The sequence below is a fragment of the Micromonospora sp. NPDC050276 genome, from assembly GCF_044459545.1.
In the GTDB taxonomy this organism is placed as follows: domain Bacteria; phylum Actinomycetota; class Actinomycetes; order Mycobacteriales; family Micromonosporaceae; genus Micromonospora.
The window spans coordinates 129,197-145,995 of record NZ_JBITJA010000011.1 but is presented as its reverse complement, the minus strand read 5'-3'; the positions used below and the strand labels follow the sequence as shown (position 1 = coordinate 145,995).

The window sequence follows — 16,799 nt, the reverse complement described above, 5'->3', positions numbered from 1 at the left end:
CAAACCTCGCCACCCTCCGTGGTGAGTAACGAACACAGGGTCAAGAACGCCATGCCCTGTGGAGCACTTTTCCCGCCAGGCTTGCCTATTGCACCGCCGCGGCACCGCCGGCCGCGCTATGGGGAGGTTCCAGTGATCGCCTTCGAGCTCATGGAGACGGCGTCGTCCGGCGTCGCCCACGCGCTCTCCACCCTGGCGTCGGCTCCGCTCGCGGAACCGGCACCGAAGGGGATCGACACCAACAGCGTCGTCACCTTCTTCGCCAGCAAGATCGCGCCGATCCTGCTCGCCGTCCTGGGCGTCATCTTCATCGGCCGTGCCAGCCGAGGCGAGATTTCCAAGGTGCTGACCAGCTCCGCGATCGCCATCGTCGGGCTCGCCTTCATCGCCGGCGCGGCAACACTCTTCTTCGTCGGCGATTACCTGATCGACCTGATCTTCGAATAGGCGCGTTCACCAGATGCGGCTGCGCACCGACGACGACATCTACCGGGCCCGCCTGGTCTACCTCGGGCCGCCCGGTTACACCCTTCCGGTCCACCTGCCCTACGCCCAGTACGGGCTCTTCATGCTGCTGGTTCCCCTCTACATGTTCATCCACTGGCTGTTCACGTTGACGGTCGAGCTCTTCCCCGCCTGGGAGATCGCGCTCGCCATCGTGACCACGTCGTTCATCTTCCGGCACGTCGACCCCGACCGGCCGGCGCGGGTGGTCATCCGCACCGCGCTGACCGACTGGCGACGCACCCGGGAGCCGGCGGTCGAGCAGCGCGACCCGCGCCTGGTCGGCAGCCGGATCAGGATTAGGGAGGAGCTGGCATGACCGGGCGTACGTCGAACGGTCCGTCGCAGGACACGGGCAAGGGTCTGCTCGCAGTTTCCGAGGCGGTCGCATGAGCCGCTCCTCCACGCCGGGCTCTCCGGCCGGCCGCCCGCCCGCGCCGACCGGTCACCGTCCGCACTCATTCGACTACACCGACGACGAGGGCGAGGTGGCGCTCGATCCCGCGCTGGTGACCTCCCCCGGCCACGGTGCCGTCGGTGTGTTCCAGGCGCCCCGACCGGTTCCCCGCCGTACGCCGCCCGCCGAGCCCAGCGCGGTGTCGGCCGGCGAGAACGCCGATATCGACTCCCCCTTCCTGGACCTCTTCGGCGGGGCTCGGCCCGGCACGGCACGCGCCGTCACGGCCGGCCCGGGCACCCGGGAGCAGCCGGCGATCCCGCATCAGCCGCCGCCCGTCGCCAGCCCGGCACCACCTCGCGCGACTCCCGAGCTGGAGCCACCGTGGACACCCGCCGACCAAGCCGGCAACGGCGAGCGGCCCGCCGAGCCACGGCACGGCGGCGGCCACCCGGCTAGCGAGCCCCGAGTCCCGCATCAGGCCGGCGATCGACGGCCGATGCACCGTCCACCGGACGAGCCCGATCCGACCACCGGCCGTGGGTCGCCGGCGGCGGTCACTGGTCCCGCTGGTCGACCGGCCGGCACCGTGCCGGATGGCCGTCCCACAGCCCGACCGGCGGCTCAAGCGGCTCGGGCGACGACTCCGGCGGAGCAGCCGGCCATCGCGGCCGCGGATCGGCCGGCTCTGGAGCGCACGGCGCGCCGGGCAACCGAGCCGGGCCGACCCACCGGGAAGGAGGTCGCCCCGCCCCGACAGCGCACGGCTAGCCGACCGGACCGACCGATCAAGCCGACCCGGGTTCGGGCTCCGAAGATCAAATTCGGGGATCGGGATCCGTCGGTCGAGTTGGCCATCACCGAGATCGCCGGCCACCTGACCTTCACTCCGAACACCGTCACCGCCTGGTATTGGCTGCCCGAGGTCCGCTGGGCGTTCCGGCCGGACGCCGAACGCGAGGCGCTGCTGTCGGCGATCTCCGAGCAGTACGCCGGCCTGGCCGGCTTCCGGCTGCACCTGCGCCGCACCACCCGGCCGTTCCCCGCCGACGAGTGGGCGCGCACCATCGACACGCACACCTCGGCACCCCTGCCCGACGTGCCCGGCACCACCGGCTGGGCCGATCACCTGGTCGCCGCCCAACGGCACCTGATGGCGGTCAACCACGCCGAGGGGCAGACCTACCTGGGCGTCACCTTCGCCCGCCGGTCCCTCGGCGACTCCCTCACCGAGCGGCTGCTGCGCACCTTCGGGCGGGGCACCGCGGACGGCGAACGCCGCAAGCTGGGCCGCACCGTCGAGCAGTTCGACGAGGTGCTCGGCGCGTTCGGCATGCGCGGGCGGCGGGTCACCGCCCAGGAGTTGGAGTGGCTGCTCTACCGCTCCGTGGCGCTGTGCATGTCGCCGCCGAGCACCCTCTCCCCGGTCACCGACGGGCACTGGGAGCGCGGTGACCTGCTCGCCATGACCGAGCAGGTTGAGCGCTACCGCACCCCGTACGGCTCGACGGTCAAGCTGGTCAACCGGATGACGGGCGAGGAGCGGCACGTCGCCGTGCTCGCGGTCGGCCGGATGGAGCCGCTGGAGATCCCGGAACGGCACGAGCCCTGGCTGCACTTCCACGAGCGGCTGCCCTGGCCGATGGAGATCTCCACCCGCGTCGACATCCTCGGCTCCGGCGACTCCTTCCGCAATCTCGAACACCGGCTGCGGATGATCCGCTCGCAACAACTCGACTACGCCGAGCACGGCATCGACGCGCCCCCGGAGCTGGAACGACTGGCCAAGCGCGCCCTGGTGATCGGTGACGAGATGACCACCGGTCTGCCGGTCGACTCGGCCCGTGCGCACGGCTGGCACCGGATCGCGGTCGGCGGCCGGACCAGGGAAGAATGCCTCGAGCGGGCCCGCCGGCTCATCCAGCTCTACTCCCGGGAGCTGCGCATCTCGCTGCAGCACCCGAAGAACCAGGACTGGCTGGCCCGCGAGTTCATCCCCGGCGAGCCGATCGCCAATACCGGCTACGTCCGCCGCATGCCGGTGCCACTGCTCGCCGCGGCGCTCCCCCAGGCCGCGTCGAACGTGGGCGACCGGCGGGGCGACCTGATCGGCCGGACCGCCGGCACCTGCCGCCGCCCGGTCTTCCTCGACCTGCACTTCCCCATGGAGGTCCGGGAACGCTCCGGGCTCGCGGTCTTCGTCGCCGAACCGGGCGGTGGTAAGTCCACCCTGCTCGGCGCCCTGGGCTACCTGGCCGCCCGCCGAGGTGTCCAGGTGACCCTACTCGACCCGTCCGGGCCCCTGGCCCGACTCTGCGCGATGCCCGAGCTGCGGCCGTACTCCCGGGTGTTGAACCTGACCGGCTCGGAGCACGGCACGCTGGCGCCCTACTCGCTCATCCCGACGCCACTGCGCAGCGAGTTCGGCACCGGGGCCGCCGGTGACCGGGAGTTCGAGATCGCGGTCTCCAACGCCCGTGCCGAGCGGCGGATGCTGGTCCAGGACATCTGCATGATGCTCGTCCCGCCGCAGGTGGCCAGGGAGGCGTCGACCGCCACCCTGTTCCGGCACGCCGTCCGCCAGGTTCCCGCCGAGGAGACATCCACCCTGGACGACGTGGTGAGCTGCCTCGGGCGGCTCGACGACGACGCCGGCAAGGAACTGGCCAACCTGCTGCTGGACACCGCCGAAATGCCCCTGGCCATGCTGTTCTTCGGCCGACCGCCAGAAGGGCTGCTCGGCGCCGACGCGGCGCTCACCGTGATCACCATGGCTGGGCTGCGGTTGCCCGACCTCAAGATCGAACGGGAGTACTGGTCAGCCGAGGAGGCACTGGCCCTGCCGATGCTGCACACCGCGCACCGGCTCGCCGTCCGCCGCTGCTACGGCGGCTCGATGTCGTCCCGCAAACTCGTCGGCCTCGACGAGGCGCACTTCATGGAGGGCTGGCGGTCCGGGCGCTCCTTCCTGGTCCGACTCGCTCGCGACTCCCGCAAATGGAACCTGGCCGCACTGGTCGCCTCACAGAACCCGCGCGACATCCTCGGCCTCGACGTACAGAACCTCGTCTCCACCGTCTTCGTCGGCCGCATCGCCGAAGACGCCGAGATCGCCTCCGAAGCACTGCGGTTGCTCCGGGTGCCGGTGAACGACGGGTACGAGGCCACCCTCGCCTCGCTCTCCGCCGCCGACACCAGCTCGTCCAGCCGGCTCGGCTTCCGCGAGTTCGTGATGCGCGACGTCGACGGCCGGGTGCAGAAGGTCCGAGTCGACGTCTCGTACGTCGAAGGGCTGCTGGATCACCTCGACACGACGCCCGCCGCGATCGCCGCAGCGGCCGGAGTGCTGCCGAGCATCCCCCTGCCGGATCTGGAGGCGTGACATGGCTAGGGCCTGGGTCAGGGTCCTCGGTCGAGCCGAGGCGCAGTCGCGTGACCCAGGTCCTGGGGCATGGGCCAGGACCGTGTCGTTCCTGCTCGCCCTCGGCGTACTGGCCGGGGCCAGCCTCACCTGGCCGCTGATCGGCGCGGAGGCCGCAGCCGCCGCACCGCCCGCCGCCCAGGCCCGCGCCGACCTCTGCACGGCCCCCGAATGGCAAGCCGACTTCCGCGCCTGCGTCGCGAAGCTGCAAGCGATCAGCGAGGACGAGGTCAAGTGCCGTAACGCGCCAACCCCGGGTGCGCCGGATTCCGGGCTCGCCGGTTGGTTCGCCGCCGCGCCACCGACGGATGCGGCGAATGGCATAGCTGGCCGGTACAGCCTCTATGGCTATGGGGGCTACAGCTACAACACCTACGACGTCGACGGCGGATGCGCCTCGAGCGTGCTTCATCCGGACTACAAGTTCACCACGACGGTCGCCAATGGCGAGTTCATGGCCGCCACCGCAATCATCGGCGCGTCAAATGCGCTCAGAGAGCGCGCCTGGGACCCCGGTTCGATGTGGGGCTGGGCGGACCCGCTTGTCGAACAAGCGACCAAGGCCGTCTACCAGAAGGTGTTTAGCGTCTTCGGCATTGTCACCCTCTGCGTGGTGGGACTCTACCTACTCTGGCGGTCCCGTCAGTCAGACATGAGCAACGCGATGACCACCGCAGGCTGGGCGCTGCTGGTGATGGTCGCGGTCACGGCCCTGGCCGCTTGGCCGGTCAAGTCGGCGAATATCGCCGACGGTGCCCTTGTCACCAGTCTCGGAGTGGTGCATGACGCCGTTGGGCCGCAAGCAAAGGAGCCGGACCCTGGACGGTGCATCGACCCCGACCGCTGCAAGGATCTCCGAACTCCTGCCGTCCGGGCCAGCGACACTGCCACCGAAACGATGCTCTACCGAAACTGGCTCCGGGGCGTGCTCGGTTCGGCCGACAGCGAGACGGCTCTCAAATACGGCCCCGCGCTCTACGATGCGAAGTCCCTGACGTGGGGTGAGGCCAAATCAATGCGTGCCAGCTCGGCCGCTCGGAATGCGACCATTAAGGCAAAGCAGCAGCAGTGGGCGCGGGTAGCGCAACAGATCAAGACGGAGGACCCAGAGGCGTACGAGTACCTCCAGGGTGTGCGGGATATGGACCGGGTCGGCGCTGGGTTCATCGCCGTGCTCGCGGCCATACTTTTCGCGATGTTCGACCTGACCGCGTCGTTGCTGGTCTTGCTGGGCTTCCTGATCTTCCGATGGGCGGTGATTGCGGCACCCATCCTCGGCACCATCGGCCTGCTCCGGCCGGCCAGCGCCGGTCTGCGACGGTTGGCAAACGCCGTGGTCGCCGCGTTGTTCAACATCGCCATCTTTGGCACCGGGGCTGCCATCTATTTGTTCGCCGTCGACCTGATCATGAGTACCCCCACCATGCCGGGTTGGCTTCAGGTGGTGCTGGTCTGGCTCTGCGGGGTGGTCGGATGGCTGCTGCTGCGGCCGTACCGGCGGATCACCCAACTCGGCGGCAAGGACAGCAGCGAGGCGGTCAGCTCCGCCGGGTCCTGGCACCGCCGGTTCTTCCGCGACATGCGGACGGCCGCGCGCCTGGACGTGGCGGAGCCGGGCGGCACCGCCGAGCCGGTGGGCGGACGTCGACGGTCACCCGACGCCGAGCAGACCCGGCTACGTCCGGAGGCGCGGCGGGAGGACCCGGTTCCGGTGCCGACCGCTGCGGCCGAGGGCCGGCGCACAGACGCGGTGCGCCCCGACGGTCGGGAGCGGCCTGACGAGGCACCGGCGGAGGAACGCAGTGGCCGGAGCCGCCCGGTCGCCCCGCAGCCCCGACGCCGACAGCCGGCCACCTGGACCGAACCGGACGTACCGGCCGAGAACCCGTCGTTTGTGGTTTACCGCCCGGGCTCCACCGAGCGAGCACCGGATCGCACCGGACCTCGGGTGCGCTCAGAGGCGCGGTGACGGTCATGCGACGGGCGTTGGAATTCCTCTTCACCCGGGCGCTGCGATCGCGGCTGGGTGTGGCGCTGGTGATCGGGCTGGTGATCGTCGGCGTGCTCGGGGCGGCCCGACTGATCTCCCAGCCGGGCGATCCGGCGGACGGGCTGAGCAGCCGTCCGAACGGCCCGATCATCACCGTGGACCCGACGGCCGGTGACGACGGTCTACTCAACAGCGCGGCTCCGCCGTCACCCGTGACGTCGCCCGGCGCGCGCACGCCCGAGCAGACCGCCGACCGCTTCGCCACGGCCTGGCTGGGTCGTCCCGGGATGACCCCCGAAGAGTGGCAGGCTGGCCTACGGCCGCTCTCCACGCCGGGGCTGACAGAAAAGTTGACCGGCGCCGAGCCCGGGAGTGTGCCCGCCGAGAAGGTCACCGGTCCCCCGACGATGCGAGAGCGGACCGAGACCTTCGTCGAGTTGCTGCTCCCCCTTGATACCGGCCGGCTCCGGCTGGAGTTGGTCACCTCCGACGGTGGTTGGCTGGTCGACGTTCTGGACTGGGAGCGGCCGTGAACGACGTTGGTAGCGCCGAAACCCGCCGTCGACCCCTCCGGCTCGGTGTGATCGCGGCGGTGCTCACCGGGGTGTTGCTTCTGCTCTGCTGCACCGGCGGCACCGCGGCGTTCTTCCTCACCGGGCTGGGCGGCGACGACGCCGAGAACGGGGACGCCTTGGCAGGCTTGGAGTGCGGGCCGGTCCGGGCGGTGAATATCGCCGGCAAGCTGCCGCGGTTCAGCGAGTACGGCGACACCCAGGTCCGCAATGCCGCGATCATCATCAAGGTTGGCCAGGACATGGGCGTGCCCTCCCGGGGCTGGGTGATCGCCCTCGCCACCGCCATGCAGGAGTCCGCCCTGCGCAACCTGGCGAACAGCGGTGTGCCCGAGTCCCTGGCCCTGCCGCACGAGGGCGTCGGCGCGGACCATGACTCGTTGGGCCTGTTCCAGCAGCGGCCCGGGTGGGGCACGGTTGCCGAGCGGTTGACCCCCGCCTACGCGGCCCGCAAGTTCTACGAGAAGCTCGTCAAGGTAGAAAGTTGGCAGCGCCGACCGCTGACGGTGGTCGCGCAGCGCGTGCAAATCAGCGCATACCCGGACGCATACGCCAAACACGAGGAGCTGGCCAGTCGGCTCGTGGACGCGCTGGCCGGCGGTGCGGCCCGCACCGTCGAGATCAACGGCAAGGCGGTGTGCAACGCGGCCGAGCGCGGCCACATCGCCGCCTCCGGCTGGACCGCACCGATCCCCGGCAATGTCGGCTCCGGTTTCCGCACCGCCAGCCGACCCGGCCACGACGGCGTCGACATCGGCGCGGCTAAGGGCACCGAGATCCGCGCGGCAGCGGCCGGTCGGGTGCTGGTCTCCACCTGCGACGAGGACTACCGCGGCCGACAGGACTGCAATGTGGACGGATTCCCCGGCAAGAAGGGCTGTGGCTGGTTCGTCGACCTGCTGCACGCCGGCGGCTACATCACCCGGTATTGCCACATGGTGGTTAAGCCCTTCGTCGAGAAAGATCAAATGGTGGCGGCCGGCGAGGTGATCGGGAAGGTCGGTAGCAGCGGCAACTCCTCCGGCCCACACCTGCATTTCGAGGTGCACGTGCGCAACGACCGCAATGCGTCTGGCGCGGTGAACCCGGTCCCGTTCATGCGCCAGCGGGGCGCCCCGCTGCGCGCCGCCGAGTGAGGCCGCCGCGGGTATGACCGGACCGTTGCCCGACCCGTTCGCCGACCAGCCCGACTGGGCACCGCAGCCACCTCGACCGCTGGCCATCGTCCCCGCGACGGAGCGGGTGGAGTTGCGCGGGCGACGGGTCTTGGTCGGGCTGCCGGGGCTGGGCTGGCGCGGTGACCTACGCGCGGACGACCGGGTGGTGCAGAGCGCGCGGACCTACGTGCCGGTGATCCCCGAGCACGAGTGGTACCGGGCCGAAGCCGACCAGGTCGAGGTGTTCGCGCCGCTCGTGCCGGTGGAGCGGGTCTGGGTGGAGACCGTCGGCAGCCGACCGGGGATGGACAGTGCCCGCGATACCGGCATCCGGTTGGTCTCGCTGGACGGTCCGGCGCACCGGAGCCCCACACCCGTCTTCGAGGCGGACGCGGTCACCGGTCGGCGGGTGGTGCACGTCGAGGGCGGCTTGGAGCACCGTGACCTTCGAGCGGTCACCGAGACCTACTCGGGGGCGGAGGGGGACATCTGCGTGCGCATCACGCCCGAGGTGGAGTGGTACCGCTGGGCCTGGCGTGGGCAATCCCCCACGACCTTGGAGGTTCCCGTCCATTTGCTGTGGATCGAATAGTAGTCAGCTGACTCTGGAGCCGGCACAGACGCGCCATCCCTCCCGATCTTCCACATCGAACCGCCAGGTATCCGCCAAGCTCTGATGAACTCCGTCAATTGCGGCGCTTCGTCGGATGACAGCGGTTACCGAAGCATCGGCAGCAGCGGTCTTGGAGACGGCAACGTCTTCGATATTGATCGAGAAAGAGACGCCCAATTCCTGCTCCCGCTCGGTTACCTCAGCAGCGAACTTGTCGACCGACGCGACCGCACCGTCACAGGTGAACAACTTAGCTCGGTTCGAATCGCGAGAGACGAGCGTCGCCTGGAGATAGTTGATCACCACAACGTCTGGCGTACTGCGATCCGGTGCTGCCGCGCGGTTGTACCAGACATAGGCCGTCGCGACCCCGCCGAGGCAGAGCAGTGCGAGCACCCCAGCGACAACCGTGAGCACCGTCCGCATCCGGCGACGGGGCGGCTGCGGTGCCGGCGTTGCCGGGGCGGGCGGCAGCTGCTCGGACGGTGACCGTTGGGCCGGTACGCGGGAGACCTGGGAACCGGCGGGGGGCTGCACTGATTCCACCTCCTGACGTTATCGGCTGGACGCGCCGGAGCCAATGCCTCAGATCCAGCGGATCGTGACGGACCGCTCCCCACCGGTGAGATCCACGACAACACCGGCGCAGCGCCGGGGCACTTCCCGGAGGAGTCGCCTCGGCTGGGATACCGTCTCTGCTTGGGGAGGGGTTGCCAACCTCGGGCAGAGGGGGTGGACGCGGTGGCCGGTCCGAAGGCTCGCACGAACCGCGCCGCAGCCCTGCACCGTCGGGCGGCGGCCGTCGCAACCGCGGCGGCCGGGATCCTGGACGAGACGCGACCGGCTCCGGCCGATCAGCGCCGCCAGTACGAGGTGGCCGATCGTCTACGGACCGTAGCGGCGTTGTTGGCGCCGGGTTGGTCGGGCGCGGCACTTGACTCGCTCACTGTGGACTCTCCGGCGGGTGACGGTCCGCCGCCGTTCGTCCGAGTCGGCACTGCCGCACCCTTGGACGACGCACGCTTCCCCGCACTGGTTCCGCTTGTCGGCACCGGTCACCTCAGCGTGGACGCTGACGCGCGGGAACCGAGGGTGGCCGGGTTGCTCCGGGCCGTACTCCTGCGGTTGTTGGGCGCGGCGCCGGCGGGCGCCCTGCTGGTTCGGGCGGTGGATGCCACCGGGGTTGCGCTGACACCGTTCGGAGCGCTCGCGGATGCGGGCCTGCTGCCGCCGCCGGTGGTGGACGTGGTGGGTCTGCGGGCGGTGCTGACTGAGGCGGAGCAGTGGGTCACGCCGGGGGCGAGTGGGCGGCGCCGTCACGATCGCACGTTGTTGCTGGTGGTGGCCGCGCTGCCGGAGTCGACCGGCCCGAGCGATCTGGCCCGGATCGAGGTGTTGGCCGAGCAGGGGCCGGGTGCGGGGCTGCACCTGGTGGTGGCGGGCTGGCCTCCCGCCGGCCCGTACTCGGCCCGAGCACCGCTGCCGCACACGACGCCGCTGGCGCTGCGGAACGCGTACGCGCTGCTCGGCGACCCGCCGGGGGCGTCGTTCGCTGGTCCGGGCGCCGATCCGCCGGGCGGTTTGAACTCGCCCGTCTTCGTCGAGTCGGACCCGCCGGCCGAACTGGTCGATGCGGTCTGTCGACGGCTCGCCGAGCAGGTGGAGGCGGGTTCCCGGTTGGGGTTGGCTGCTTTGCTGCCGCCGACGGGTGAGCGGCTGTGGGAGTCGGATTCCGCGGACGGGTTGACCACCACCGTCGGTGATGCCGCCGGCCGGTCGGTGCCGCTGGGCTTCACCGAGTTGACCCCGCACTGGCTGGTGAGCGGCCGGTCCGCGGCGGGGCGTGCGGCGTTCCTGACCACCGCGCTGCTCGGCCTGGCCGCCCGGTACGGCCCGGACGACCTGGCGTTCTACCTCGCGGATCTCGGTGACGGCGAATCCTTCGTGGAGTTCCTGCAGACCGAGCGGGACCGGTCGTGGATTCCGCAGGTACGCGCGGCCGCGATCGCCGCCGACCGGGAGTACGTCCGCGACCTGCTCGACGAGTTGACGGCCGAGGTGCAGCGCCGGACCGAGGCGGGTGCCCGGGCCGGGGGGCAACGCTTCGCGGAGCTGCGTCAGCATCAGCCGCTGCCGCGGATCGTCTGTGTGGTGGATAACGTGCCGCTGCTCTTCGCCGAGCGGGACCGGCTGGCCGCCGAGGTGGCCGCCCAGTTGGACGGGCTGGCCCGGGCCGGTCGGGCGTACGGCGTGCACCTGGTGTTGGCGGGCGCGGGTGAGTTGGGGCTGAGTGCGCGCGCGGATGGTGGTCATCGGGATTCGGTGCTGGGGCAGTTTCCGGTGCGGGTGGCGCTGCCGGGTGGCAGTCCGGTGCTGGAGCCGACGAACGACTCGGCGGCCGGTCTGCCGGTGGGCAGCGCGGTGGTGAACACGGCCGGCGGGCTGGGCGGCCCTCGGGGCGCGATCCGGGGCCACGAGCGGCTGATCCGTCACCCGGATCCGCAGGACCACCCGGAGGTGGTGGAGCGGCTGCGGCACGAGTTGTGGGCGGCCCGGCCGGCCGGGTCGGTACCCCCGGTCGTCTTCGCTGGTTACGCACGTCCGCTGCTGGGCAACGATCCGCGACACCGGGCGGCCCTGGCGGGGCAGGCGCACGGACCGGCCGCCCTGCTGGGCCGTGCGGTGGACGTGGCCCGCTCGACGGTCGCCGTACCGGTGGGGCCGGCGGCCGGGCGCAACCTCGCGGTGCTGGGTTCGGGCACCGCGGCGGGCGGGCTGTTGGCGACGGCGGCCCGGAGCACGTCGGCGCATCACGCGCCGGGCACGGCCCGCTTCCTGGTGGCGGCACCGGACCCGGGCTCTCGGGCGCTGGCGGAGGCGTTGACGGCCGAGTTGGCGGTCCGGCACTCGGCCGAGTTGGTGGATCTTTCGACGCTGCTCGCGGACACGGTCGACGACCTTCCCACGTATCTGGTGGTCTTCGGGCTGGACCGGCCGGGCCCTCGGGAGCTGCCGGTGGAGCGGCTGCGGTCCCTCCTGCTGGACGGGCCGCCGGCGGGCCGGCATCTGCTGGGCTGGTGGCGCGCCGTGCCACCGTTCGCCGCGCTGTTCGAGCCGCCGGGTGAGGTCGACAAGTTGGCCGCGGTGGCCGTGCTGGACGTGCCGGTTGCGCAGCTCACCGCGGTCTTCGGTCGGCCGGTGGAGTGGCAGGCGCGCCCCGACCGAGCGGTGCTCTGGGACGGCCCGGGCGAGCGGGGCATTGTCCTGGTGCCGTTCGCCGACGAGGCCGGCTGATCGGGTGGCGCGCGTGGGAGGTGTCGAGGTGGGTCCGAGCGCAACGGTGGCCGGGCCGGTGCGGCAGCGCGATGCCGCGCCGGCAGCGGCCGAGCCCAGCGCGGGCTGGGCGGAGTATCTGGCCGCGGCCCGCCAGTTGGATGGGGTACGCCGTAGCGCGGCTGCCGCCGCCGGTGAGCAGGCCCGATCGGCGGAGGCCGCCCGGGAGGAGCTGACGGTGGTCCGCACCGGGCTGGCGAGCCAGCAGGAACGGCTGCGGGAGTTGGGCGTACCGGCGATCTCCCTGGTGCCGTCGCCGCCGGAACTGTCCGAGGCGGCCCGGTCGATGGCGGGCGGGCCGGCGGCCGTGTTGGCGGCGCTGCGGGCCGCGCGGGGTCGGGCCGAGGCGGCGGACGCGGCGCTGGCCGCGCGCCGCCGGTTCCGCCCGGGGTCCTGGCCCGCGCGGCCGCGCAACCTCCTGGTGTACGGGCCGTTCGCGCTGGTGGTGCCACTGATCCAGCTCGCGGTGTACGTGGCGACGGGGGTGGGTCCGGCCACCGTGGCCGCACTGATCTGCGGGCTGCCGATGCCGGCGGTCGCGTTCGTCGCCGGTTGGATCGGCATCGGGCGGTTGTTCCGGGTTGCCCCGTCTGAGCGGCTGGACCGGACGGTGCGCTTCGGCGCGTTGGTGTGCCTGGTGCCGGCGGTGCTGGCCACGGCCGGCCTACTGCTGGCTCTGCTCGCCGGCTGACCAGCCCTCGCAGGAAAGCGACAGCCGGCCGTACTGCGTCGGAGTGTCAGCGGGGGATGATCAGCGCCATCGCCTCGGCCCGCGACTTGGAGTCGGTCTGCAGGATGCCGCGCACGGCTGACGTGATGGTCTTGGCGCCGGATTTCTGGATGCCGCGCATCGCCATGCACATGTGCTCGCACTCCAGCACGACGACGACCCCGCGTGGTGCGAGTTTGCTCATCAGCAGGTCGGCGACCTGCGAGGTGAGCCGCTCCTGCACCTGCGGACGACGGGCGAAGACCTCGACCAGTCGGGCCAACTTGGACAGGCCGGTGATCCGCCCGTCCGGGCCCGGGATGTAGCCGATGTGCGCGCTGCCCCGGAAGGGCAGCAGGTGGTGCTCACAGAGGCTCATCACGTCGATGTCTCGGACGATGACCAGCTCTTCGTGGTTGGCCTCGAAGGTGGTGCTGAGCACCTGGGCCGGGTCGACCCGGAGGCCGGCGAAGAGTTCGGCGTACGCGCGGGCGACTCGGGCCGGAGTCTGCTGAAGTCCGTCGCGGTCCGGATCTTCGCCGACCGCGATCAGGATCTCCCGGACGGCCTTCTCGATCCGGCCGAGGTCGACCGCATCTTCGACCGGGCGGCCGGTCAGCTTGCCGCTGATCAGCCGCGCGGCCACGTAGTCCAGCTCGTCGTCGCCGTCGGGTTCGGTCGCGGAGACGGCCAGCTCCCGGTGCGGGGAGCTGGCCGTCGGGTCGTTGCTCAGTGCGTGCCGTCCGAGTTGTTGGACGGCGCCCCACCGCCGACCGACGCCTGCGCGCCGTCGGCCTGGGCCTGCGCCTTGAGCTTGTCCTTCTCCGCGGGGGTGAGCACGGGCGGCTCGGTGGACGGCTGGCGCTTGCCGAAGCCGTTGTACGGCGCCAGCGGCGGGCGCTTGACCACCCGGGAGCAGATCCGCGCCATGTCGGCCGTGGAGAGGGTCTCCTTCTCCATCAGCTCGAGCACGATGTTGTCCAGGACGTCCCGGTATTCCACCAGGATCTCCCAGGCCTCGTCGTGCGCCAGCTCGACCAGTGCCCGCATCTCGCCGTCGATCTCGGCGGCCACCGAGTCCGAGTAGTCCCGCTCGTGGCCCATGTTGCGGCCGAGGAACGGCTCGTCCCCGCTGGTGCCGTACTTGATCGCGCCGAGCTTGGAGCTCATGCCGTACTGCGTGATCATCGCGCGGGCCAGTTGGGTGGCCTTCTCGATGTCGTTGCCGGCACCGGTGGTCGGCTCGTGGAAGACCAGTTCCTCAGCGGCACGGCCGCCCAGCGCGTACGCCAGGGTGTCGATCATTTCGGCGCGCGTCTGGGTGTACTTGTCTTCGGTCGGGAGCACCAGGGTGTGGCCCAGCGAGCGGCCACGCGACAGGATCGTCACCTTGTGCACCGGCGCGGCGTGCGGCAGCGCCCAGGCGACCAGCGCGTGGCCACCCTCGTGGTACGCGGTGATCTTCTTTTCCTGGTCGCTCATCACGCGGGTCCGTCGCTGCGGACCTGCGATCACCCGGTCGATCGACTCTTCCAGCGAGTCGTTGGTGATCGCCCGCTGGTCCTTACGGGCGGTGAGCAGGGCCGACTCGTTGATCACGTTGGCCAGATCGGCGCCGCTGAAGCCCGGGGTACGCCGCGCCACCGAGTCGAGGTCGACATCGGGGGTGAACGGCTTGCCCTTGGCGTGCACCCGCAGGATGGCCTTGCGGCCCTCCATGTCGGGGGCGTCCACCGGGATCTGCCGGTCGAACCGGCCCGGGCGCAGCAGCGCCGGGTCGAGGATGTCCGGCCGGTTGGTGGCGGCGATCAGGATGACCCCGCCCTTGGTGTCGAAGCCGTCCATCTCGACGAGCAGCTGGTTGAGCGTCTGCTCCCGCTCGTCGTGGCCGCCGCCCATGCCGGCGCCACGGTGCCGACCGACGGCGTCGATCTCGTCGACGAAGACGATCGCCGGAGCGTTCGTCTTGGCCTGCTCGAACAGGTCGCGGACCCGGCTGGCGCCGACGCCGACGAACATCTCGACGAAGTCGGAGCCGGAGATGGAGTAGAAGGGCACGCCGGCCTCGCCGGCGACCGCGCGGGCCAGCAGCGTCTTGCCGGTGCCGGGCGGGCCGAACAGCAGCACGCCCTTCGGGATCTTGGCGCCCAGGGCCTGGTACTTCGCCGGGTTCTGCAGGAAGTCCTTGATCTCGTGCAGCTCCTCGACGGCCTCCTCGGCACCCGCGACGTCCGCGAAGGTCGTCTTCGGAGTGTCCTTGGTGATCATCTTGGCCTTGGACTTACCGAAGTTGAGCACCCGGGAGCCGCCGCCCTGCATCTGCGACATGAAGAACAGCAGCAGGAGCACGAGCAGCGCGATCGGCAGCAGGTTGACCAGCAGGCTCACCCAGATGCTGTCCGAGGAGACCTTGGCGTCGGCCGGGCCGGTGACCCGGTTGGCTGCCTTGGCGTCCAGCACCTCGTTCCAGATCTGGTCGCCAGCCTGGTACGGGAACTGAGCCTCGATCTTGTTGGTCTCGGTCTTGCCGAACTTCGTCTTCTGGGCCAGGTCCAGCTGGAGCGTCTGCTCCTTGTCCTGGAAGATGACTTTGTTGATCTTGGCGGTGTGCAGCTGATCGAGCGCAACGGAAGTGTCCACGCGGTGGTAGCTGGGACCAGCGGTGAACAGCTGACTGAGCACAACGGCGCCGAGGATGACCAGGATGATCCAGACCACCGGTCGGCGGAAGAAACGCGTACGTTCCATACTGTTGTCGAGCGCCGGAGCGCCCGCATCCTCCTGATCGACGTCCTGACCGTCTGATGGTGTGGCCGCGGTGAGCGGCGGCCGGAGCCGCCGTGCGGGCCGGCCTCGACCCCGAGGCGCGAAAACTGCCGCGCCGCGGTCATTCGACGGTACACCGTGTACGCGAGGAGTGAGCTTGCGAGCCCCGCAGTCGTGCACCTTCAAAAGACCATGTACGCCAGGAGCGAGCCTGCGAGCCCCCCGCACCCGGCGCGCCTTCGAGATCGACGGCACGCACCGTGGGCAGGCCCACCAGCCCCGCAACCAACGTACGGCGGGCCGGGTAGAGACCGGCGTGGCGGGGAGTCCGGTTCGACCACCTGAACGCCCGGTCACGCGATCGAGGGGGTCGAGCGCGGAGTAACCTCCGGGCCACCGTGCTCCACGGTAACCGCATCAGCTGAGAGCGCGCTGAACGTCGGCTTGATGGATGCCGATGCGAGTCGGCCTCGCGCCGGTGATCGGGGGGCCGCGAGGGGTCGGGCCCGCGTCAGGAGCGGGCGTAGACCTCGGGCTTGAGCACCCCGACGTACGGCAGTTCCCGGTAGCGCTCACCGAAGTCGAGGCCGTACCCGACCACGAACTCGGTGGGGATGTCGAAGCCGACGTACTTCACCGGGACCGGCACCTTCACCGCGTCCGGCTTGCGGAACAGGGCGACCACCTCGACGCTCGCCGCCGAGCGCGACTCGAGGTAGCGCAGCAGCCAGGAGAGCGTGAGCCCGGAGTCGACGATGTCCTCGACGACGACCACGTGCCGACCGGCAATGTCGCGGTCCAGGTCCTTGAGGATGCGGACGACCCCGGAAGAGGTCGTGCCCTGGCCGTAGGACGAGATGGCCATGAAGTCGAGCTCCGCCGGCGGGCCGTTACGGCCCAGCGCCCGGGCGAAGTCCGCCATGAACATCACCGCGCCCTTGAGTACGCACACCAGCAGCAGCCCGTCGCCCACGTGGGCGTAGTCGGCGGAGACCTGCTTGGCCAGTTCCGCCGTCTTCTCGCGGATCTGCGCCTCAGAGATGATCACGTGGTCGATGTCGGCGTCGTACCAGGAGCCGTCAGCCATGACTCCTAGCCTGCCGTACGTCGGATGGCCTCCGTCGGCGGGGCCGCACCTTTTGGCGCGGTCCCGCCGAGGATTTTCCGCGCAAATCGCGCTAACCGCATCAGTTGGTGCGTGGCCGCCAGCGGCGGCCGTCGTCGCTGGGCTTCCAGTCGGCCGAATCGTGGCTGTCGACGGTGAGGCCGGCCGCCGAGGCGGCGACGAGCAGGACGAGGAACAGGAGGAAGAGCAAGAACTCCATGGCGGCGCTCAC

General features: G+C 70.8%; 14 protein-coding genes. 9 read left to right on the top strand and 5 right to left on the bottom strand.

From position 1 onward, the window contains the following. Positions 1-132: 132 nt before the first annotated feature. The 7 genes from ACIBF8_RS23820 to ACIBF8_RS23790 all read left to right on the top strand — a co-directional run bounded on the left by ACIBF8_RS23820 (position 133) and on the right by ACIBF8_RS23790 (position 8,633). Positions 133-447: a hypothetical protein gene (locus ACIBF8_RS23820; protein ID WP_030327982.1), complete on the top strand. Its 315-nt coding sequence runs from the start codon at positions 133-135 to the stop codon at positions 445-447. A 13-nt stretch (positions 448-460) separates the two neighbouring features. Continuing rightward, entirely contained in the window at positions 461-823 is a 363-nt protein-coding gene (locus ACIBF8_RS23815; protein ID WP_053654782.1) for a hypothetical protein, read from the top strand. Between the two features lie 70 nt (positions 824-893). Further along, entirely contained in the window at positions 894-4,283 is a 3,390-nt protein-coding gene (locus ACIBF8_RS23810) for an ATP-binding protein (protein WP_396785703.1), read from the top strand. Between the two features lie 82 nt (positions 4,284-4,365). Next, positions 4,366-6,291: an MFS transporter gene (locus ACIBF8_RS23805; protein WP_396785701.1), complete on the top strand. Its 1,926-nt coding sequence runs from the start codon at positions 4,366-4,368 to the stop codon at positions 6,289-6,291. Between the two features lie 5 nt (positions 6,292-6,296). Beyond that, a complete protein-coding gene (locus ACIBF8_RS23800; RefSeq protein ID WP_396785699.1) occupies positions 6,297-6,845 on the top strand; it encodes a hypothetical protein in 549 nt (182 codons plus the stop codon). Next, positions 6,842-8,020, top strand: coding sequence for a M23 family metallopeptidase (locus ACIBF8_RS23795; RefSeq protein ID WP_396785697.1), 1,179 nt, complete (start codon positions 6,842-6,844; stop codon positions 8,018-8,020). Before ACIBF8_RS23800 ends, ACIBF8_RS23795 begins: the two co-directional genes overlap by 4 nt. Positions 8,021-8,033: 13 nt before the next feature. Continuing rightward, positions 8,034-8,633 carry a hypothetical protein gene (locus ACIBF8_RS23790; protein WP_396785696.1) on the top strand — a complete coding sequence of 200 codons (600 nt, stop codon included), beginning with the start codon at positions 8,034-8,036 and terminating at the stop codon, positions 8,631-8,633. 3 nt (positions 8,634-8,636) lie between these two features. Here ACIBF8_RS23790 and ACIBF8_RS23785 read toward each other — a convergent pair whose 3' ends face one another. Next, positions 8,637-9,080: a hypothetical protein gene (locus tag ACIBF8_RS23785; RefSeq protein WP_396785694.1), complete on the bottom strand. Its 444-nt coding sequence runs from the start codon at positions 9,078-9,080 to the stop codon at positions 8,637-8,639. Between the two features lie 306 nt (positions 9,081-9,386). Here ACIBF8_RS23785 and ACIBF8_RS23780 point away from each other — a divergent pair, with 306 nt between their 5' ends. Both ACIBF8_RS23780 and ACIBF8_RS23775 read left to right on the top strand, forming a co-directional pair. After that, positions 9,387-11,948: an FtsK/SpoIIIE domain-containing protein gene (locus ACIBF8_RS23780; protein ID WP_396785692.1), complete on the top strand. Its 2,562-nt coding sequence runs from the start codon at positions 9,387-9,389 to the stop codon at positions 11,946-11,948. Between the two features lie 28 nt (positions 11,949-11,976). Further along, a complete protein-coding gene (locus ACIBF8_RS23775; protein ID WP_396785690.1) occupies positions 11,977-12,678 on the top strand; it encodes a hypothetical protein in 702 nt (233 codons plus the stop codon). Positions 12,679-12,724: 46 nt separating this feature from the next. Here ACIBF8_RS23775 and folE read toward each other — a convergent pair whose 3' ends face one another. The 4 genes from folE to ACIBF8_RS23755 form a co-directional block, all read right to left on the bottom strand. Continuing rightward, positions 12,725-13,390 carry a GTP cyclohydrolase I FolE gene (folE, locus tag ACIBF8_RS23770; RefSeq protein ID WP_030328001.1) on the bottom strand — a complete coding sequence of 222 codons (666 nt, stop codon included), beginning with the start codon at positions 13,388-13,390 and terminating at the stop codon, positions 12,725-12,727. Positions 13,391-13,425: 35 nt separating this feature from the next. Further along, positions 13,426-15,444, bottom strand: a complete 2,019-nt coding sequence (gene ftsH, locus ACIBF8_RS23765; protein WP_396785688.1) for an ATP-dependent zinc metalloprotease FtsH — start codon at positions 15,442-15,444, stop codon at positions 13,426-13,428. Between the two features lie 529 nt (positions 15,445-15,973). After that, positions 15,974-16,549, bottom strand: a complete 576-nt coding sequence (hpt, locus tag ACIBF8_RS23760) for a hypoxanthine phosphoribosyltransferase (protein WP_030328005.1) — start codon at positions 16,547-16,549, stop codon at positions 15,974-15,976. 100 nt (positions 16,550-16,649) lie between these two features. Continuing rightward, positions 16,650-16,799: a hypothetical protein gene (locus tag ACIBF8_RS23755; protein WP_396785816.1), complete on the bottom strand. Its 150-nt coding sequence runs from the start codon at positions 16,797-16,799 to the stop codon at positions 16,650-16,652.